Origin of the sequence: Streptococcus sp. AM43-2AT (genome assembly GCF_003603405.1) — a bacterium.
GTDB lineage: Bacteria > Bacillota > Bacilli > Lactobacillales > Streptococcaceae > Streptococcus > Streptococcus ilei.
This window is the reverse complement of the sequence record NZ_QTND01000001.1, coordinates 391,635-410,347: the sequence shown is the minus strand read 5'-3', so window position 1 is coordinate 410,347 and position 18,713 is coordinate 391,635. Positions and strand designations below refer to the sequence as shown.

General features: G+C 39.4%; 18 protein-coding genes and 1 pseudogene. 2 read left to right on the top strand and 17 right to left on the bottom strand.

Annotated elements, in window-relative coordinates:
- Positions 1-366: 366 nt before the first annotated feature.
- The 14 genes and pseudogenes from DW930_RS01985 to DW930_RS01920 form a co-directional block, all read right to left on the bottom strand.
- Positions 367-537: a hypothetical protein gene (locus DW930_RS01985; RefSeq protein ID WP_000873143.1), complete on the bottom strand. Its 171-nt coding sequence runs from the start codon at positions 535-537 to the stop codon at positions 367-369.
- A gap of 772 nt (positions 538-1,309) precedes the next feature.
- Positions 1,310-2,800 (bottom strand): LA2681 family HEPN domain-containing protein, encoded by a 1,491-nt coding sequence (locus tag DW930_RS01980; protein WP_123159200.1) that lies wholly within the window; start codon positions 2,798-2,800, stop codon positions 1,310-1,312.
- A complete protein-coding gene (locus tag DW930_RS01975; protein ID WP_123159199.1) occupies positions 2,787-3,809 on the bottom strand; it encodes a hypothetical protein in 1,023 nt (340 codons plus the stop codon). The genes DW930_RS01980 and DW930_RS01975 overlap by 14 nt, the downstream gene beginning before the upstream one ends.
- A gap of 388 nt (positions 3,810-4,197) precedes the next feature.
- Positions 4,198-5,181: an acetylxylan esterase gene (locus DW930_RS01970; protein ID WP_123159198.1), complete on the bottom strand. Its 984-nt coding sequence runs from the start codon at positions 5,179-5,181 to the stop codon at positions 4,198-4,200.
- Between the two features lie 105 nt (positions 5,182-5,286).
- Positions 5,287-6,054 carry an alpha/beta hydrolase gene (locus tag DW930_RS01965; protein WP_123159197.1) on the bottom strand — a complete coding sequence of 256 codons (768 nt, stop codon included), beginning with the start codon at positions 6,052-6,054 and terminating at the stop codon, positions 5,287-5,289.
- Positions 6,055-6,119: 65 nt separating this feature from the next.
- Positions 6,120-7,691: a signal recognition particle protein gene (ffh, locus tag DW930_RS01960; protein WP_009731038.1), complete on the bottom strand. Its 1,572-nt coding sequence runs from the start codon at positions 7,689-7,691 to the stop codon at positions 6,120-6,122.
- A gap of 17 nt (positions 7,692-7,708) precedes the next feature.
- Entirely contained in the window at positions 7,709-7,924 is a 216-nt protein-coding gene (locus DW930_RS10550; protein ID WP_123159196.1) for a 2-oxoglutarate:acceptor oxidoreductase, read from the bottom strand.
- A gap of 2 nt (positions 7,925-7,926) precedes the next feature.
- On the bottom strand, positions 7,927-8,259 hold the full coding sequence (locus DW930_RS01950; protein ID WP_003001435.1) for a putative DNA-binding protein: 333 nt from the start codon (positions 8,257-8,259) through the stop codon (positions 7,927-7,929).
- Between the two features lie 101 nt (positions 8,260-8,360).
- Positions 8,361-9,305, bottom strand: coding sequence for a 3-oxoacyl-[acyl-carrier-protein] synthase III C-terminal domain-containing protein (locus DW930_RS01945; RefSeq protein ID WP_123159195.1), 945 nt, complete (start codon positions 9,303-9,305; stop codon positions 8,361-8,363).
- A gap of 11 nt (positions 9,306-9,316) precedes the next feature.
- Positions 9,317-10,585, bottom strand: coding sequence for a F390 synthetase-related protein (locus DW930_RS01940; protein WP_123159194.1), 1,269 nt, complete (start codon positions 10,583-10,585; stop codon positions 9,317-9,319).
- A complete protein-coding gene (locus tag DW930_RS01935) occupies positions 10,563-11,378 on the bottom strand; it encodes an MBL fold metallo-hydrolase (RefSeq protein WP_123159193.1) in 816 nt (271 codons plus the stop codon). The genes DW930_RS01940 and DW930_RS01935 overlap by 23 nt, the downstream gene beginning before the upstream one ends.
- A complete protein-coding gene (locus tag DW930_RS01930; RefSeq protein WP_123159192.1) occupies positions 11,353-12,330 on the bottom strand; it encodes an NAD(P)-dependent oxidoreductase in 978 nt (325 codons plus the stop codon). Before DW930_RS01930 ends, DW930_RS01935 begins: the two co-directional genes overlap by 26 nt.
- Positions 12,331-12,395: 65 nt before the next feature.
- Positions 12,396-12,536: pseudogene (locus DW930_RS01925) on the bottom strand (glycosyl transferase); the annotation flags it as partial.
- A gap of 43 nt (positions 12,537-12,579) precedes the next feature.
- Positions 12,580-13,278, bottom strand: a complete 699-nt coding sequence (locus DW930_RS01920) for a GntR family transcriptional regulator (RefSeq protein WP_117744249.1) — start codon at positions 13,276-13,278, stop codon at positions 12,580-12,582.
- Positions 13,279-13,416: 138 nt separating this feature from the next.
- Between DW930_RS01920 and guaA the strand changes: the two genes are divergently transcribed.
- Together guaA and DW930_RS01910 are read left to right on the top strand one after the other, a co-directional pair.
- Positions 13,417-14,982 carry a glutamine-hydrolyzing GMP synthase gene (gene guaA / locus DW930_RS01915; RefSeq protein WP_006596353.1) on the top strand — a complete coding sequence of 522 codons (1,566 nt, stop codon included), beginning with the start codon at positions 13,417-13,419 and terminating at the stop codon, positions 14,980-14,982.
- 299 nt (positions 14,983-15,281) lie between these two features.
- The gene (locus tag DW930_RS01910) at positions 15,282-15,587 is read left to right on the top strand and encodes a hypothetical protein (protein ID WP_120701939.1); all 306 of its coding nucleotides are present in this window, start codon (positions 15,282-15,284) and stop codon (positions 15,585-15,587) included.
- A 177-nt stretch (positions 15,588-15,764) separates the two neighbouring features.
- Here DW930_RS01910 and DW930_RS01905 read toward each other — a convergent pair whose 3' ends face one another.
- From DW930_RS01905 to DW930_RS01895, 3 genes are all read right to left on the bottom strand, one after another.
- Positions 15,765-16,784 (bottom strand): DUF1002 domain-containing protein, encoded by a 1,020-nt coding sequence (locus tag DW930_RS01905; RefSeq protein WP_123159191.1) that lies wholly within the window; start codon positions 16,782-16,784, stop codon positions 15,765-15,767.
- A 346-nt stretch (positions 16,785-17,130) separates the two neighbouring features.
- Positions 17,131-17,733 (bottom strand): lysozyme family protein, encoded by a 603-nt coding sequence (locus DW930_RS01900; RefSeq protein WP_042507458.1) that lies wholly within the window; start codon positions 17,731-17,733, stop codon positions 17,131-17,133.
- Positions 17,733-18,707, bottom strand: coding sequence for a nucleoid-associated protein (locus tag DW930_RS01895; RefSeq protein ID WP_123159190.1), 975 nt, complete (start codon positions 18,705-18,707; stop codon positions 17,733-17,735). The genes DW930_RS01900 and DW930_RS01895 overlap by 1 nt, the downstream gene beginning before the upstream one ends.
- Positions 18,708-18,713: the final 6 nt, after the last annotated feature.

Here is an 18,713-nt window from a genome sequence, read left to right as displayed (position 1 = left end):
TTATTTTGCTTGAATTTCTATTTTGAATAGCATTCTAGGCAATAAAAAATGCAGGCCAAACCCCACAATGTGGCTTTTGGTCTGCATACATACAATTTGGAAACATTCATATTAAAGACATAGTTAAATAAAGGTATAGTTAAATAACCAATATCCTCACCGTAACTAATGAATGCTCAATATCGTATAAATAAGCACAACAAAAAAGCCTATCATCGGGTATAGATTCTGCTTTTTTTATTGCCAGCTTATCTTAAACGCATTGAGGCTGTCATAGTTTCGGTTCCTCCTACATCTTTGTTTATATCAATTTATAGTATAACACAACAAGATGATATGTTCAATATAAAAGTTATGGAATGAGACTCATACTTCCAATTCGATGCCAGATTTAAAGGATATGACGAAGTTTTCTTCATAGACTGTAACGCTCTGGATTATCTTCCTTAGTAGCAAGCGATTAGCTTTCACAAAATCTTCTGTTTGTAGTTTTAAAAATTCATCAGGATTTTCTAACTCAACCTCAAAATATTTCATTTTACATTCCCTCATTTCATTTATTGATAAATTGAGTTTGCAAAAAAGAGTGGACAATTTTTGTCTACTCTTAACCTTTAAAATAGTTTTTTTTAATCGATTTGAAGTTGCCTAAATTATTACTTATTCGGTAAAATGAAGTATTGCTTTCAACAGATTTCCTTCAACTACACTTCACTTGATTCAAACAAGGTGGGTACATTTCTATTCCCACAAACTCCTTGTCAATGGAAACAAACACGTACCCACAGGGTAAATGGAAATAGAAACTGATAATTTCTAGCTATCACTTCTACTCATTCCAAAAATTTTCTCACTCTGATACTTACCCACCATAAAGCAAAAAGCCTTGCAATCAAGGCTTTCATTATCCCTTTCGTTCAAAGGTTTCTAAGCTTTTACGAGCAGAGCGACACACTCAGCGGTTCGCTATCTCCGTTCTGTCTGCGTGCTAGCACTTGTCAATCACGGACAGCTATCGCATGGGCGGAAGTAAATGCTAATCTTCGTCGTTTTACTCCTTGACTAGCAAACTTACCGCCTCAACATGGGTTTTAGAGGACTAAATGAAGTCTGAATTGCCTGATAGAGATGTAGTATTGATTAAGCAATCAACAAATAATGTACAAAACAAAAATAAAGTACACTGCTTAATGAGTGTACTTTATCCTTCTAATTCAGTTTTATCAATGGTTTAGCTCTAGTTAAGTCGATTAGTTAAATGAATTTAGACTATTGCTTTTTATAACGACTATAAATTGTATGCTCAATGCTATAATTTATCTTCCAAATCTACTTCTTCATAATTTATCGGAATTAAAGCAACTTCACTGCTTAGAGTAGATTGTTTTTCATTTTCACTTATTTGAATGGCATTTTTGAGTGAAAAAATAACTTCTCTTACAAGATTTAATAAATCTAATGCAAACTCTTGAAGTTCAGATTCAGTTAGATACAGTCTGGTTTCATTATTATCTTCATTATCTTCACTTCCATTAAAAATATTCAATGTTATATTAGTAAATCTATGCTCTAAATAATTTCTAATAATTTTCAATCGCTTTGAGTTTGGATTAGCTGTTAAAGAATTATCACCATTATCAAAATCTTTCTCTATCCAAAATATAGATGACAGACCAATATTCTTATCCAACATTTTATTTAAATCACTATTTGATCTCCAAATTGAATGGAAATTTACTTTTCGAGTTTCAATTTTTAAAGAATAATATTCATTTATAAACATAGCTACTTTATCTAATAATGAATATAGTGTTTTAAAAGATGCTTTTAATCCTTCAACTCGGATAGAGTATTGTACGTAGTCCAGACAATCAATAAGATCAACATTCTCGTCAGCATAATGAACCGAATCACTCTCAATGCTATTAAAACAGAGATAACGCGCATAAACATATTCTTGCTTAATTTGATTAAACATGGAAATATATTTGTTCAAATCTTTATCCGATTGAAATAATAAACTTGGTAGTAAAAGATTATCATCATATCTATTTATATCGTCAGCTTGTAAGTCATTAAGTGGATTAAGATACAGCCCGTTGTTCCAACACCATTCACGATACTTTTGTGAATTAGGATTATAATCGATTGTTTTACAAGAACATTCATCTAAATCTTTATAATCAAGATATTGTTCGTAAAGTTTAATAAATTGCTTTTCTGCATTATCAACTCTGTTTGGATCTGAAACAGTTATGCTTGTTTCTATTAAATTTTTAATTTTTTTAATAAAGTGAAGGTGTTCGTTATCACTCAAAAAATTACGATAATGATGTAAACAAATAGCCAAGTTACCACTAGCCATTGTGAATTTTGGATTGATTTGTATACATTTACAATACATCTTAATAGCTAACTGTTTTCTACCACAAGCATCTAATATATTTGCGTAATTGGTGTATAGTGAACATAATAATGGTAAAACAAACCTACTGTCCTCAGAATTTCTTTCAATATTATTTGAAAGTTCGATAGCTTTTCTAAAGTAATAAGTTTGTCGAACTGTACATTCGGTATCTATGTTGAATACTAGGTTATCACTTAGTTCAAATATATCACCATATGCTGTCCCAATAGAATAAAATAAATGAATTTTGGAAATATCATCAATAGTATTTTCCATATTTTTTCCAAATTCTATTAGTCTATGGATTTCCTCTATATTTTTATCTTTAAAAGCATTATCGAAATCCATTGACAATTTAAGTACACTATGATTAATTGGATTATTTGTTAACATCTTCACCCCAAACTAAATATTTCGATTTTAAATTTGATTTTCCTTTATTTTCCTGTTCTTCAACTAACATATCAGATAAAAACTCTTTTATCATGTCCCAATTAAAATTCTCTTTAAATCCTCTACTACCATCAGAAGGAACATTTAATGAAAATGTTGCAAATACGGTTTCACAAGTTCTTCTTGGAAATTTTGCTAAGTAAGAATCAAAAAATGAATTTGAATACCTATAATGATGGCTATGAATAAAGTCTTTCCATGTATTTAGCATAGTCGCTTCGTCTACAATATCTATTACAGAAACTTCTTCAAGTGGTCGGTCTTCAATATTTCCCCATGCTTTTTTCATTAAATTAACAGCATCTACATCACTTTTAGGAGCACTGTATCCAAAAATAGTTAACATATATGAATGATCGATAAAGTAATCTAATCCTTTCCAACACCAATTTATGTAGCCGTCGGAAGAATAGTCTTTATTTTTCACTGGATACAATAATTTTGTTGGATAAAATTTATTATGACATGTTGGACAGTAGCAATCTACTCCTCCAAACTCAATATGTTCTTCACAAAACCCAACAGCTACATTACCATGTAAACAAAGAATTTTTGGCAAGTTCCGGGTAATTTTTGAGCAGCGAATATAAGCTTGTATAAGTAAAGGGTCCCAATTAAACGTAGCTATACAATCTTTATTAGTTAAACTTAATATTAAAAAATCATAAATTGTTGGTTCATCAGGTAACTCCAACGAAGCAAAATAATCATAGAGTCTTTCTTCTAGTTTTCTAACTATTTCGGAGCACTCTTCTCTCTCAAATAATTCTGAATAGATATCCTCTAAATTTTCGCTCTTTGTCTGTAATTCAACACCAGCAAGAATTTCTTCTAAATTTAGTTTTTTTAGCAATCCATTCATAACTGAAGAACTTTTTCCGTTTTTATCACCATCTGGAATTGCTGCAATAGTAGCACCAGCGCCTAGAATAACTGTATGCGATCTCATCTCATTTCTCCTGAAAGTCTTTTGACACTATTATACCACTGTATCTACTTTATCTATGCTTCAAATACTATTATTATAGCCATAAATATTTTAAATAAAATGTACTATTGAACCACCACTTCTTCTGCTATTACTTGAGTATAAAATGTACAAATCAATTTCTCAGATTAGAGTATATTATGTACTAGAAAACATACAAAATAACACTCTAAAATAATGTACAAAACAAAAATAAAGTACACTTTTTAAAGAATGTACTTTATGCTTCTAATTCAGTTGTATCAATGGTTTAAGCCTTGTTAAGTCAATTGTACATAAATTTTTAGTTTTTTTTTAACAAAAAAATCAGCAAATCTCACGGATCTACTGATTGTTTTTCTTCTGTATCTTATTTTTCTACATATTGAAAGGAAATCTTGCTACCACAGAGCCAATTGTACACACGATCATTGACTTGAACATTCATAGCTTCATGGGCATATTCTGGCATGATTAAATGCTCTTTTGGACCTTCTAATCGATTATAAATGGCAAACTGTGTCACAGGATAACAGACATCATCATCTAGCCCGGTAATCATGTGAACCTGTCCTTTGATACGATGGGCAAAGTTTTTCACATCAATATAGGCCAAAGTCTGCATCAAACGATCTTCTGTTTCATGGAATGGATCATGGAACTTGAAATAACGGAAAAGCTCGTCATAGGCCTCGCTGGTGTTCCCAATCTCCAATACTCGTCTGAAATCTGATAAGAATGGATAAATGGCTACCGTTCGTTGTATACGAGGATTCAATCCAGCAGCAACCAGGGCCAAGGCACCACCTTGTGAGGCTCCATAGCTGGCAAGTTTGCTGTCGTCAACTTGAGGAAGGCTGGCTACAATTTCAATTAACTGGTAAAGATCTAAGTAGATATCCTTATAAAAGAGCTCATCTGGACCTTCCACGGCGCCACGGATAATCTGTCCTTTTACCGTATTTCCAAGTGGTGAACGATCTCCGTCGGTTGAAAAGCCCGACTGACCTCTTACATCCATAGACACAACACCATAGCCGGCTACTGTATAAGCCAGCATATCAGCCCAATCCCAACAACGACCCATATAGCCATGAAAATGGAAAATGACGGGAACCTTTTTATCCGTTTTTGGAAAAACAACCCGCGCATAAACTAGTCCATCTCGTGTTCCTTTAAAGGTTAATTCATAACAAATCACATTTGGAATGCTGAAATCTCGTTCTTCGAGCTTATATTCAGGCAGTTCAGTCATCTTTGCTAGGGCTTGATCCCAAAAGGCATCAAAATCTGCGGGAAGCTCATCCCGTCCCATGTAATCTTTCATTGTTTCTAATAATTTGGGATCTTTCATAAAATCCTCCTTAAGTATGTGTAATCGCTACCAAAAATGTACCATATTTACTTAAGGATTGCAAGAGACGAATAAAAATTACATAACCGAAATTATGTAATTTACTTATAGATTCAAAAATAGACTTAATTGTTTCACTAGATCTGGATTAGTGGGTAAAGCTGAATGATGAGCCTTGCGTCCTTTTAAATTTACTTCTGTATAGGCTTGTTTCTCAAAAATAGATTGTGCTGCTTGGGCACTAGAGAGGGGAACGATCCCATCTGATTTCCCAGCAAAGCTACCGACAAAGTTAAGGACCTCTACTTCTTTTTCTAAGCGATGCTTCCATTTTTGAAAATCGTCAAACATTTCTTGATTGAATTGGTAAGGACTACCAATAATAGCGAGCTTGCTTACGGTCAGCTTTTTCTTTTCTAAAAAGCCACTTTCCAATAAACCAGTCAAAACTAGTCCACCATTGGAGTGCCCAACTGCCTTGAACTCTGTAAAATAATAGTGATCAAGAAGATAGGTTAAAGCAATCTTAAGGGATTCGATTTGCTGCTTGATATTGCTGTAGCCATCTCGATTGTTCTCGAAGCCAATTACAATCATCGGATTCGGCTCTTTCGTATTCAGTCTTCCCTCCATTTCTATAGAATCATCTTTATTGACTTTTATTTTTAAAAGACTCTGTTTTTTTCTAGAAAAGCGATGGAGCATGCGGATGGTTCCGTTGAATCGCTGGATACTGGCTGAACTCCCAGGTACAAAGATAATCGGTCTGATTGGTGGTTTCTTTGAGCCTTTAGGAAATTCAAAGGGCTTTCTGTGCGAAGAAAACAATCTTGTAAAGAAACGAATGACTTGTTGAAATAGTTTTTTTAACATCTTTCCTCTAGTAGTAGTTTCTAAAAGAACCCAGAACAGTGTGTTCCAGGCCCTCTTAGAAACGATTATTTCCGTTTTTTCTTATTTTTGCGCATTTGTTTGGCCATCTTATTCATCGCCCGTTTCATCATAAATTCACCGGCTTTTCCTTTGAGACCACCACCGAACATTTGGCTCATATCAGGCATTCCAGCGCCTCCACCAAGAGCTGACAAGTCAGGCATGCCACCTTGTCCCATCATGCCTTCGAGGGCAGACATATCAGGCATTCCACCAGGCATATTCTTCGGCATGTTATTTGGATTGAGCCCCATTTGTTTCATCATCTTGTTCATATCGCCGGAGAGGACGCCTTGCATCATCTGTTTGGCTTGGTTAAAGTCCTTGATGAATTTATTGACTTCGACAAAGCTGTTTCCTGATCCAGCCGCAATCCGACGACGACGGCTTGGATTTAACAAATCTGGATTTTCCCGTTCAGCTGGTGTCATGGATGATACAATCGCGCGTTTGCGAGCAATTTCTCGTTCATCGACCTTGAGGTTCTTCATGGCAGGGTTATTGGCCATACCTGGAAGCATCTTGAGCAGGTCTTCCATTGGTCCCATGTTTTGAACTTGGTCTAATTGATCGATGAAGTCGTTGAAGTCGAAGGTATTTTCCCGCATCTTTTCAGCGAGTTCAAGAGACCGTTTCTCATCGTATTCTTGAGACGCCTTCTCGATCAGCGTCAGCATATCCCCCATACCGAGGATCCGACCAGACATGCGGTCTGGGTGGAAGGTTTCGATATCAGTGATTTTTTCACCAGTACCAGTGAACTTGATTGGCTTCCCAGTAATCTGACGGACAGAAAGGGCCGCACCACCACGGGTATCCCCATCGATCTTGGTCAAGATCACCCCGGTTACTTCGAGTTGCTCGTTAAACTCACGCGCTACATTGGCCGCTTCTTGACCAATCATGGCATCGACAACCAAGAGGATTTCATTTGGCTCAGCAAGGGCTTTGACGTCGCGTAATTCGCCCATGAGTTTTTCATCGATTTGCAGACGACCAGCCGTATCAATCAAGACATAGTCATTGTGGTTGGCTCTCGCTTGCTCCAAACCTTGACGAACGATCTCTACTGCAGGGACTTCTGTACCGAGTGAAAAGACTGGGACATTGATCTGCTGACCAAGCGTCTTCAACTGATCAATGGCTGCTGGACGATAAATATCGGCCGCAATCATCAAAGGACGCGCATTTTCTTCCTTGACCAATTTGTTGGCCAATTTACCAGCAAAGGTTGTTTTACCAGCCCCCTGAAGACCGACCATCATGATAATGGTTGGAATCTTTGGAGATTTGATAATGTCTGCTGTTTCTGAACCTAAAATCGCTGTCAATTCTTCATCGACAATCTTTACGATTTGTTGGGCAGGGTTGAGGGTTTCGATGACCTCATGACCTACAGCACGCTCGCGGACGCGTTTGATAAAGTCTTTTACAACTGGAAGGGCAACGTCAGCCTCTAAGAGGGCTAGACGAATCTCTTTGGTCGCCTCTTGGACATCTGCTTCAGAGATTTTCCCTTTCTTACGAAGATTTTTAAAGACGTTCTGTAAACGTTCGGTTAAACTTTCAAATGCCATTATTTTCTCCTATTTTTTCAATTCAGTGGATATCGTCCGAAATGTTGCAAACATTCTAGTTCTTCGGGTGTGACTTCTTTCATGATTTCATTTGGATATCCCCAACAGCTAAAACCTATTTGCATAGCTTTGGAGATATCATTGGGCGAGATAATCTGTAGTCGAGTAGGAAATACTTCCTCTGCTACTAATAGTTTGCAAGATATTCCTTGATAAACGACCAGACTGCCCATAATCACTCCCGATTGTCAATGCTTGATAAAATTTCAACCTGCTCTTGTAGAAAAGTATCTTCCGGATAGCGTTCTAAAATCTGATCAAAAATCTGGCTGCGTACAATGTAGTCAGAGTACATATGCAACTTCATCTCATAATCCTCTAGAATCTTCTCTGTCCGCTTAATATTGTCATAAACCGCCTGACGGCTCACTCCAAACTCTTCCGCAATCTCAGCTAAGCTGTAGTCATCTGCGTAATAAAGCTCGATGTAGTTCATTTGCTTGTCCGTCAAGAGCGCAGCATAAAACTCAAAGAGCGCATTCATTCGGTTGGTTTTCTCAATTTCCATACCTTTCATTATATCAAAAAAGCCCGCCAAAGACTAGCGGGACTTCATGCTTTTTGCCTGTGTTTTTAGGAGTAGACACTATTTTTTATCTAAGCAAAGAATTAGATTTTCAGAGCCAACATATTGACCGTCATACCCGCTGCAGTTCCCATTAAGAAGATGGTATCTCCTTCTTTGACAAGGCCATGTTCCATGGCGTAAGCTAGACCAAAAGGTACAGCTACTGAAACCATGTTTCCGTAATCGCTAACAATGTTAAGATACTTATGGTCTGGTACCCCTAATTTTTCCATGACCAAAGGAAGGGCACGACTGGCTTGGTGAGGAATGATATAGTCTACATCAGCAAGCGATAGGCCGACCTTGTCTTGAAATTCTTGGAACATGTCAGGAATAACACGCGCAGATAGAAGCAAAATCTTCTTCCCCTTCATATCAAACATGAAGTCGGTTTTGGTTGATTCACTATAATGTTTTGGGTGGTATGCGGTTAAACCACCACGAATCTCTGTATCATGGGCTCCCTTAGACCAGGTCCGTTGAAGGCTTGCCATCACTCCCAGATCTTCTGTGGTACTTTCAAAGATAAAGGCAGCTGCCCCATCACTAAAAAGTTCATAGCTTTCTTTCTGCTTGGGATTGAGACCGAGACTTCCTACTTCACTGGACACAATGAGGACACGCTTGTACTCGCCACCTTCGATCAGATATGAAATGGTACTGAGGGCCGAAATAAAGCTGGTACAAGTGGTATTGATATCCATAGCGGGAATGGTCAAGTCCTTGGCAACCCGTTCATGGATTAGAGCTGCTGTACATGGAATCGGCTGAACCCCTACGGCGCTGGCTGAAACTAGGCAGTCAATATCTGCCATGGTCAATCCTGCCTGCTCTAGGGCCTGTTCAATAGCACGAGTGGCAAGGTCGATCTGAGATTCTTCATCTTCTTTTACTCGGTAGCGTGTCTGATCCTTAAAGGTAACTTGATGCTTGGGTAAGGCTGTTCCATAGCCCTTAATACGAACATGTCTTTGTACACTTGTCATAATGCTTCCTCCTATTTGTGAAGACGTTGTACGCGCTTGAGTTTGCATGTCGTGTCCCATTGGTAGTCAATAAAAGTGAGTTTGGGCATGATAAAGCCCTTTTGATTTGCTAAGAGTTGAAATTGGTTGAGGATAGCCACTTCTATATCAGGTGAACGTTTGCTAAGTGCAACCTGGACCTGTCCATCTTCAGTTTGAGTTACTTGATAGTCTTGAATCCCTTCAACAAAGAGGATACAACGTCGAATGAAGTCTGGATAAACCATCTGTAGCTCGCCGTCTGCTTTTTTGAAATAAAAGATATCGTCCGACCGGCCCTCAATTTTAGCAATCCTTGTAAAGACAGAACCACAATGGCAAGGCTCTGGATCCTCTACCAGAATATCATTGAGCCGGTAGCGGAAAATCGGCTGGCTACTACGTTTAAAATCGGTAATGATAGGATAAAAGCGGTGGTCATCCAAATAGTCTTTTTCCACTGATAAAATGTCCTCGTTGAGGTGCAAGTTCCCCTCAGAACAGGTACAAGCTAAGAAACCTTCTGTTGCTTGATAGACCTGATCGACCTTAGAAAGATCAAATGCTTGACGGATGAGGTCCCGGTCCCGATCCTCTAAGATTTCAGCGACGGAAACGACCTTTTGGGGTTGTATCTCCAGGGTCTGATTTTCCAGATACTTGGTTAAATCTAATAAGGTAGAGGCTGGAGCCACAAGGATGGTCGGCTGGTAGTCATTTAAACGCCCGATGTGCTCTTGGCTATCTTTGAAAATATCAAAATACTCTAGGCGAATCAAGGGAGAATTGATGGTTTGATAGAGCTGGTTATCAGCACGGAGGAAAAAGGCAATGCGGTGACCAAGGAGCTTTCCTTTGGGGAGCATTTTAGCGAGTATAGCGGCTGCCCACATACTACGTTCTGTTTCTGTCGTGATAAAGATTCCCCGGTGTCCGGAGGTACCAGAGGAAAGACCAACTGCTACTTCTCCTTGCATCTCTGTAAAATCACGAGACTGCTCACCGCGAATCGCCATTTCAAGAGCCTGATCCCGGTCGATTCCTTGGGTATTTAACTCATTGAAATGCTCCATCATAAAGGTCTTGTCCATATAGCGGAAGTCTTTTGGAACACCTTGAGAGAAATAGGGGGAATGCTGGAGTAAGAAGCTGTGGTAATTTTGTAGTTCTTTTTCTTGGTAGCGCTCCAGTTCCTCACGGTTCTTGAAGCGATGCCCCCAGCGGGTCTGGTAAAAGGTTTTAAGAAAGGTCCATTTTTTCATTTAGTATTCTTTCTACCCGTTCAATCGGATCATGGCTGACGAGAACAGCGATTCCTTGATTTAACAAGGTACGGAGGAAATTGACATTTTCTAAATAGTCCTTCCCATTATCCTGAACTTGACTAGGAATCCAGCGCATCTGCTCTGTCAAAGGAAGAAGGTCAATTCCCCAGCAGAGGTCAGCACCAATAAACAATTGATATTCCGGAAGGAAAAGACAGCCTTGTCCCTTAGCGTGCCCATCATGGGAACTAAGGAGAATACTGCCGTCTCCAAAGACATCCTCTGTTGCCGTATAAGGAAAAAGAGGATTGGTTTCTTGAAGTTGCATGATTTGGACGGATTCTTCAAAATAATCCGGCAAAAACTCTTTAAAAATTAAATCCTTAAAGCTGGGCTTCTGGTAGACCTGATAGGCTCTCTCGGTAACCAAGAAGCGCGCCTTTTTGAAGCAAGCCGCTCCTCCTAGATGATCTGGGTGAAAATGTGAGAGGATGACATAAGAAATGTCATCTGGTGAAATCCCAGTCGCTTGAAGCAAGCAATCAATCTGGTCTTCCTTTTTCATCTGCATAGGAGTGCCAAGACGGTAATAAAGATAACGGAGTTTACTTTTGATCTCATAATGATAGCCAGTATCGTAGAGAATATAACCATGCTCTCGGTGTTTGAGGAGATAGACGCCGGCTGGAAAAACCATCTTCTTTCTTTTCTGCCCCTTAAAGAGCAAGGCAAGATTGCTGGTACAATAGCCAGCAGGGAAGTACTTAATGCTTTCGATAATCTTGGACATACTGGGCAATTCCCTCCTTGATGCTGATGCGTGGCTTATAGCCCAACTCTTCTCTTGCTTTTGAAATATCAAGTGTCTGGCTATAACGCAATAGGTAGTAGGTATAGCGAGTTAATGGTGGCTCACCCTTTAGAGGTAAGAACCGATAAAGAACCTCTAAGCTAGAAGCCAAGCCACCTAGAAGAAAGGCAGGTAATTTTTTATAACGAATAGGAAGTTCCAGGCCCTGCAAGGCTTCTTCGATGAGTTCTTTAAAAGGAGTCGGCTCGCCGTTGGTAATGTTATAGACTTGACCTTCTACCCTATCAGCTTTCAGAGCCAAAGCGATAGCCAAAGCAACATTCTCAACACAGGTCATGTCCATCAATTGCTTGCCTTCCTTGATTAAGGGGATTCCAATTTTTTGGCTTAGCTTGAGAACACGTGGAAGGATACTTGTATCCCCAATGCCAAAGAGCCCACGAGGACGAAGGATAATGCTGGGAACATCCGGGTATGCAGGAAAGAGCTTCTCTGATAGTAACTTGCTTTTGATGTAGTTGTTTAAATGATTTTCAGTTGGAGCATCTTCTTCTTTGATGCCGATTTGATCTTTCGGAGCAGCATAAATACTTGGTGAAGAAACATAGACCAAGCGACTGATTTTATTAGTACGGCAAGCTTCTAAAACATGTTGAGTACCGAGGACATTAGCTTGATAAAAACTCTCCCAAGGCCCCCAAACAGTGGATAAAGCTCCAGCATGGACGACCATTTCAACGCCCTTACATGCCTCTTCTACTGCTTGCTTGGAACTCAGATCTCCTTTGAAGAATTCCACTTGTTCTGAAACCAAGCTTTGTCCTACTGCTTCATTCCGACCAAAAGCGCGGACAAAGTAGCCTTCTGCTACTAACTCTTTTACCACGTATTTTCCAAGAAAACCTGTTGCTCCTGTTACGAGTACTTTCATGGCGCCTCCTTTTTAACTAAGCGATGAATTTCTTTTTTTAAAATGCTGCTAGCATCATAGACCAGGGCTATTTTTTGCTTTTGTGGTCCTGTAAAAATTCGAATCTTATAGTTGGAATCATTCAACAATGGGGCTAAAAGCAAAAGAACTGGATAAAGGTGCCCACTAAGAGGCACCACAACAGCATCGATTTTTATCAGAGACATAAAACCTCCCTGTGTTGAATTGACACCATAGGGATTGTGTTAGCTAATTGTTTTCTAGGTAAAATTCAAACCGTTCTCCGACGTATTGACTTTTTACATACTCAAAAGCGACACCATTGTCGAAATATGAAATCTGGGTCAAACCAAGAATAGCATGTCCTTTTGGTATTTCTAAGTAATGAGCAATCTTTTCTTTGGCCAATCGGGCATAGATGGTTTGTTGGGATTTACCGATACGGTAGCCGTGCTTTTCCAAGGTTTGGAAGAAATGGCTGGTCACCTCTTCTTTTTTGAAGTTTCTTATAAATTTTTCTGGAATTGAGGCAACTTCATAGACAACAGGGACTCCATCTGCGTAACGAACCCGTTCCATACGTACAATCGTTTCAGTTTTGTCAATCCCTAGTTTATCCACTTCTTGAAGACTTGGAATGGTCCGTTTGTAGGAAATAACCTGTGTCGAAGGAACCTTTCCTTGCGCTTTCATAATTTCAGTAAAACTAGTCGTTCCTCGCATCTTTTCCTGGACGCGCGTGCTAGCGACAAAGGTACCACTGCCTACACGACGTTCTAACACTCCTTCTTCTACCAAGAGAGTGATTGCTTGACGGAGGGTCATGCGGCTGACCTGGAACTTTTCTGCCAAGTCCCGTTCGCTTGGCAGGCGTTGACCGATTTTCCAGATTTTCTGGTCAATCTCTGCCTTGATTTGATCGTGAATTTGAATGTAAGCTGGAATCATTTTGCTACTCTTTCTGTGTGTTACAAACTATTGTAGCGCAATTTTGTCAAATCTTCAATCGTAGTCAGTATTGATTGGTAATGAAGGGGCTTTTGTGTTAGAATAGAGGAAAAGAATTTTCTAGAAAAAGGGGAAAAGATGACAAACCTATCAACTGATTTGCATGATGTTGAAAAAATTATCGTGCTTGATTACGGTAGCCAGTACAATCAGCTCATTTCTCGTCGTATTCGTGAGATTGGTGTCTTTTCAGAACTGAAGAGCCACAAAATTACAGCGGCTGAAGTGCGTGAAATCAATCCTGTTGGGATCGTTCTTTCAGGCGGACCAAACTCAGTGTATGAAGAAGGATCTTTTGACATTGATCCTGAAATTTTTGAACTTGGAATTCCAATTTTAGGAATCTGCTATGGCATGCAACTCCTGACTCACAAACTTGGTGGGAAGGTTGTACCTGCAGGGGATGCAGGTAACCGTGAATACGGCCAATCTGAGCTAAACTTAGCTGAATCTTCTGCCCTCTTTGAGGGAACACCTGATAAACAGTTGGTCTTGATGAGTCATGGAGATGCTGTTACAGAAATTCCTGCTGACTTTGTCCGTACTGGTACTTCTGCTGACTGTCCGTATGCTTCGATTGAAAATCCAGACAAGAAAATCTACGGTATCCAATTCCACCCTGAGGTTCGTCACTCTGTTCATGGATATGATATCTTGCGTAACTTTGCCTTGAACATCTGTGGTGCTAAGGGCGATTGGACCATGGATAACTTTATTGAGATGCAAATCAAACAAATCCGAGAAAAAGTTGGAGACAAACGTGTTCTCCTTGGTCTTTCTGGTGGTGTTGACTCTTCAGTTGTAGGGGTTCTTCTCCAAAAAGCTATCGGTGATCAATTGATCTGTATCTTTGTAGACCACGGTCTTCTTCGTAAAGGGGAAGCTGACCAAGTTATGGACATGCTTGGTGGTAAGTTTGGTCTCAATATCGTTAAAGCAGACGCTGCCAAACGTTTCCTTGATAAATTGGCTGGTGTGTCTGATCCAGAGCAAAAACGGAAGATCATCGGTAACGAATTTGTCTATGTCTTTGATGACGAAGCAAGCAAGCTCAAAGATGTGAAATTCTTGGCACAAGGAACACTTTACACAGACGTGATTGAGTCTGGTACAGATACTGCTCAAACCATCAAGTCTCACCACAACGTGGGTGGACTTCCAGAAGACATGCAGTTCGAGTTGATTGAGCCGCTCAACACTCTTTACAAGGATGAAGTTCGTGCCCTTGGTACTGAACTTGGTATGCCAGACCATATCGTATGGCGCCAACCATTCCCAGGTCCAGGGCTTGCCATCCGTGTCATGGGTGAAATCACTGAAGAAAAACTAGAAACAGTCCGTGAATCAGACGCTATCCTTCGTGAAGAAATCGCCAAGGCTGGTCTTGACCGCGACATCTGGCAATACTTCACTGTTAACACTGGCGTTCGTTCAGTAGGTGTGATGGGCGATGGTCGTACTTACGACTATACCATTGCCATCCGTGCTATCACTTCTATCGATGGAATGACAGCTGACTTCGCTAAGATTCCTTGGGAAGTCCTCCAAAAAATCTCAGTCCGTATCGTAAACGAAGTTGACCATGTTAACCGCATCGTCTACGATATCACAAGTAAACCACCTGCAACCGTTGAGTGGGAATAAAATGAATTATTCAAATAACGCTGAAATCAATAATTTCAGCGTTATTTTTATATATGTAAGGCACATTTATTATCAAAATGACTCTCTAGACCAGTTTCAGTGAGTTGATCCAAGGAGAAAGATTCCATAATTTAAAGACAAAGAAAATCTAAATAGGACTTGTCATCACTATTTGGGTGTTAGATGATTATCAAACAATCTAGAATGAAACAATATCTTGTATGAATCGACTACTTATGTTATGATAGTTTAAAACTATTCCTTTTGAGTAAGGAATTCATAAAGTTAGGAGAAACAACATGTCGGAAATTACAGTATCGCGTCAAACTGGCCTCGTAGGTATGTTAATGAAGGTAAACGTTTATATCAATGGAGAATGTGTTGCCAATTTAAGCAAAGACGAAACCGTTACACTTCCGCTTCCTGAAGGACTTAATATGGTTAAGGTTTACGTAGATCAAAGAGGAGCCTTTACTCGTTCTAAAGAAGTTATCGTAAAAGCTGGTCAAACTGCTATTATTAAAGGTTCAGCTTGGAAGACCTTTCTAGGATTCTTCGGAAGAATCTTGGGTATTCCTTATCTCTCAATCGAAGTTACAGATTAAAGAGAGTGGGACAGAAATCGGTCATTCGTTAGAATTCGATTTCTGTCCCACCTCCGCACAGTTGTGTAGGGCTGTAAAAGCTGATGAAATCAGCGTAGTAGAGCCCACTCAACCACTGCGTCTTGATCGACAATCCAAAGACAATTTAGAGGCTAGGACTTTTGTCCCAGCCTCTTTTTATAGTTTATTCCTCTTGGTTTGATGACGATGAACATGATAAGACATTAATCCGATTCCTAGGAGAATCAGGAGGCCCAGTCCAATCATAGGGTATAAGGGAAGATTGTTGCTTTCTTTCAATAGTGACTCCGTATCGTGCTTGGTATCAATCGTATTAAAGCTATCTCCTGCCTTTTCAATGATATCCTGTTTTAGAGCTTTGAAGGATTTGACAAGGTTTTTATCAGAGTTTAGCTTACTATTCGCAAGCTTGCTAGTGAAATCAACTAATTGTTTGGTTTGTTTATCCGTTATAGCGCCATTTAATTGGTAAGTTTCTAGAATCCTTGTTACCAGCTTTTGAAAATCTTTTTTCTCAAGCTTTTTATCTTGATTGCTTCCCTTTAGCGCTGCGATTTTAAGATCGATGACGGCTACATTAAGTTTATCTTCATGGAAGTTATTTTTACGGGCATTTTCTTTATAGATAGCTGCAAGCAGAGATAATTCTTCTTGGGCAAGTATTTTGTTTTCATCAGATATGGTGCTACCATTTTGCTCAAGAGAGTATGATACCGCTGCAATGGCACTCAGGCCTGATGCTTCTGTTGGAGAGGCAATTGTGATATCGGCGTGTTCGAGCCCAAGAGTGGTCAGTGCATTGCGATGCATATCTGCTGTTACTTCTGTTATATTTTGAGGAGTGACAATGTGCACGCTAACTGGTGCTTTTTTGGCTTGTTTCTGTAGTTTAACGGAGGAAGAATGATCTCCATTCTCATCGATCCTAAAACTTGTATAAGCAGAAGGGTTCATGGTTTTCCATTCCTTCTCTTGTTCCTCGTTATACATCAAGAGACTGAGGGTTTGCTTGACTTCGAATTCATTCAATGATGATCCGATGACATAGTCAGGTTGCTTGTATTTTTGATCAATAACTTTCTGAATGCTTGAGTTGGCAAATGCCGTCGAAGAGCTTGCAAGAAGTGCAAACCAGCTAGCGATAAAGATTCCAATAAATTTCCTGACTGGTTTCATACTTTTTCTTAACTCCTTCTAGGATATTAATACGCTATCGGACAATAAAAAGGAAGCAGATTTTATCTCTTTGCCTCCTTTTTAGTTTACCCTTTTTATCTTAAGACTGGCTTACAGCTTCTTTAAAAACAGATGACAGTTTGATCTATAAAAAGAGAGTGGGACAGAAATCGGTCATTCGTTAGAATTCGATTTCGTCGTCCCACCTCCGCACAGTTGAGTAGGGCTGTAAAAGCTGATGAAATCAGCGTAGTAGAGCCCACTCAACCACTGCATCTTGCTCGATAATCCAAAGACAATTAAGAGGCTAGGACTTTTGTCCCAGCCTCTTAAAGTGCTGTTTATATTAAAACCAAGAAAATAATTTCATGATGAACTGATTCATTTCAACGAGACGTGAATAATAATAATTCCCCCCATTAACGTAGAGCTCTGAGCCGTGTAAAAATGAGATAGGATGGAGATAAAGATAGGTCTTACCTGTGACATTTCCAAGACTCGGTGCAACCACTTTTTTTGAATATTGACGGGCTAATTCTAGCGTATTTTTTCCGCCATTTTTAGCTACATATTCAATGTAATCCTGTCCGAAATTATAAGCTTGGACAGCGGTCCAGGGATCAACCCCCTTCTCTTTTGCTATTCGCAGATTCTCAGAGAGCGTTTGAATCCCCTGGCGAATACTTTCTTTGTTATTGGTGATAGAATTTGTCTGGCCTGTTGCACTTTCACTGGCCTGCATGACATCATCTTCCTTCCCCTTGGTCTCGGTATAAATCATGGCAAGGATCAGATCTTCATTGGTACCAGTGTCTTCCTCAGCCAGTACTTCACGCACTAAGGTGCGATAAGTCATGACCTGCTTGACATCCCGGTGTATCTGATAGCCCTTGTATATGAAAAAGACGAGCAAGAGGCAAAAGAAAATTTTTATTATTCGTTTCATCATTATTTATTCTGAATGTCCTCTATATTCTTGATGAGGATCGAGTAGGTCCCATTCTCATTTTGGATAAACTCTACCGATTCAGCATCTTCGTAAACATGGTTAGGAACTAAAAGCTCAATCCCGTTTGAAAGGGAGAGTTTTTGGTTCTCAAATTTTTTTAATTGGCGACTGGCATCTATTTCATCAAAGCGAACAGGATCTGGAATGGACTCTTTTACTTGATCGACAAAACTGAGTCGAGCTGTTAAATTGTTATCAAATAAATCATTAGCTAACTTCTCTGGAGATAGCTCATTCTCTTCTTCCAGTTGGTTGAAAATAGCTGATTTGACCTTGGATTGGAACTGAAAATCGTCTTGTTGGAAATTCTCAGCAATCCGTTGGGCCGTTTTTTCTATTTCTTTGATTGATTTTTTAGGTGAAATCTTTGGTTGTGCCTGGAGGAGATTCTCAGGGAAATAGTTCAAGAACGTTCCGTTGTACTTGATCCGTTTTTCAATCAAGTGGTACTTACGGCTTTGAAGATTAATAACCAAGGCTTCGTCGGCACCAGTACCAAAACCAGGCAGATTGTTTTGTGTCAGTTTGATTGGATTGTCCACTTCGCCACCTAAGTGTGTCAAGGTTTCCCGCAAGGCAATCCGAAGAAAGGCAAAGTGGTCCACTCCCTCTTTTGAGAATTGGATGAACACCAAATCGTTAGTCTTTTGATTCTCAGAGACGATAAATTCTTCTTTCCAGCGGTTGGCTACGGCTACTGAAGTTTTTAGGAGATCATCCGTGATCATCTCAAGGAATGGATTATCTTCCTCAAAAATGCCGGTCTTTGCCTCATCAGAATAGACCCGTTCTATCTTTTTGCGCAAGTATTCCTCAATTTTTGGTGTAATATTGAGGAACTTGTCCGCCAGATAGAGATCGGTATCATCTGGGCTAAATTGATGAATGATGGCTTTTTTTACGTAAATGTCCATAAGATG

Coding starts and splice junctions, on each gene's coding strand:
- DW930_RS01920 (WP_117744249.1), bottom strand. CDS start 13,278: ATGATTCCAGCTTACATTCAAATTCACGATCAAATCAAGGCAGAGATT.
- DW930_RS01905 (WP_123159191.1), bottom strand. CDS start 16,784: ATGAAACCAGTCAGGAAATTTATTGGAATCTTTATCGCTAGCTGGTTT.
- guaA (WP_006596353.1), top strand. CDS start 13,417: ATGACAAACCTATCAACTGATTTGCATGATGTTGAAAAAATTATCGTG.
- DW930_RS10550 (WP_123159196.1), bottom strand. CDS start 7,924: ATGGGCAGTCTGGTCGTTTATCAAGGAATATCTTGCAAACTATTAGTA.
- DW930_RS01950 (WP_003001435.1), bottom strand. CDS start 8,259: ATGGAAATTGAGAAAACCAACCGAATGAATGCGCTCTTTGAGTTTTAT.
- DW930_RS01910 (WP_120701939.1), top strand. CDS start 15,282: ATGTCGGAAATTACAGTATCGCGTCAAACTGGCCTCGTAGGTATGTTA.
- DW930_RS01900 (WP_042507458.1), bottom strand. CDS start 17,733: ATGATGAAACGAATAATAAAAATTTTCTTTTGCCTCTTGCTCGTCTTT.
- DW930_RS01940 (WP_123159194.1), bottom strand. CDS start 10,585: ATGAAAAAATGGACCTTTCTTAAAACCTTTTACCAGACCCGCTGGGGG.
- DW930_RS01935 (WP_123159193.1), bottom strand. CDS start 11,378: ATGTCCAAGATTATCGAAAGCATTAAGTACTTCCCTGCTGGCTATTGT.
- DW930_RS01945 (WP_123159195.1), bottom strand. CDS start 9,305: ATGACAAGTGTACAAAGACATGTTCGTATTAAGGGCTATGGAACAGCC.
- DW930_RS01980 (WP_123159200.1), bottom strand. CDS start 2,800: ATGTTAACAAATAATCCAATTAATCATAGTGTACTTAAATTGTCAATG.
- DW930_RS01965 (WP_123159197.1), bottom strand. CDS start 6,054: ATGTTAAAAAAACTATTTCAACAAGTCATTCGTTTCTTTACAAGATTG.
- DW930_RS01895 (WP_123159190.1), bottom strand. CDS start 18,707: ATGGACATTTACGTAAAAAAAGCCATCATTCATCAATTTAGCCCAGAT.
- DW930_RS01985 (WP_000873143.1), bottom strand. CDS start 537: ATGAAATATTTTGAGGTTGAGTTAGAAAATCCTGATGAATTTTTAAAA.
- DW930_RS01975 (WP_123159199.1), bottom strand. CDS start 3,809: ATGAGATCGCATACAGTTATTCTAGGCGCTGGTGCTACTATTGCAGCA.
- DW930_RS01970 (WP_123159198.1), bottom strand. CDS start 5,181: ATGAAAGATCCCAAATTATTAGAAACAATGAAAGATTACATGGGACGG.
- ffh (WP_009731038.1), bottom strand. CDS start 7,691: ATGGCATTTGAAAGTTTAACCGAACGTTTACAGAACGTCTTTAAAAAT.
- DW930_RS01930 (WP_123159192.1), bottom strand. CDS start 12,330: ATGAAAGTACTCGTAACAGGAGCAACAGGTTTTCTTGGAAAATACGTG.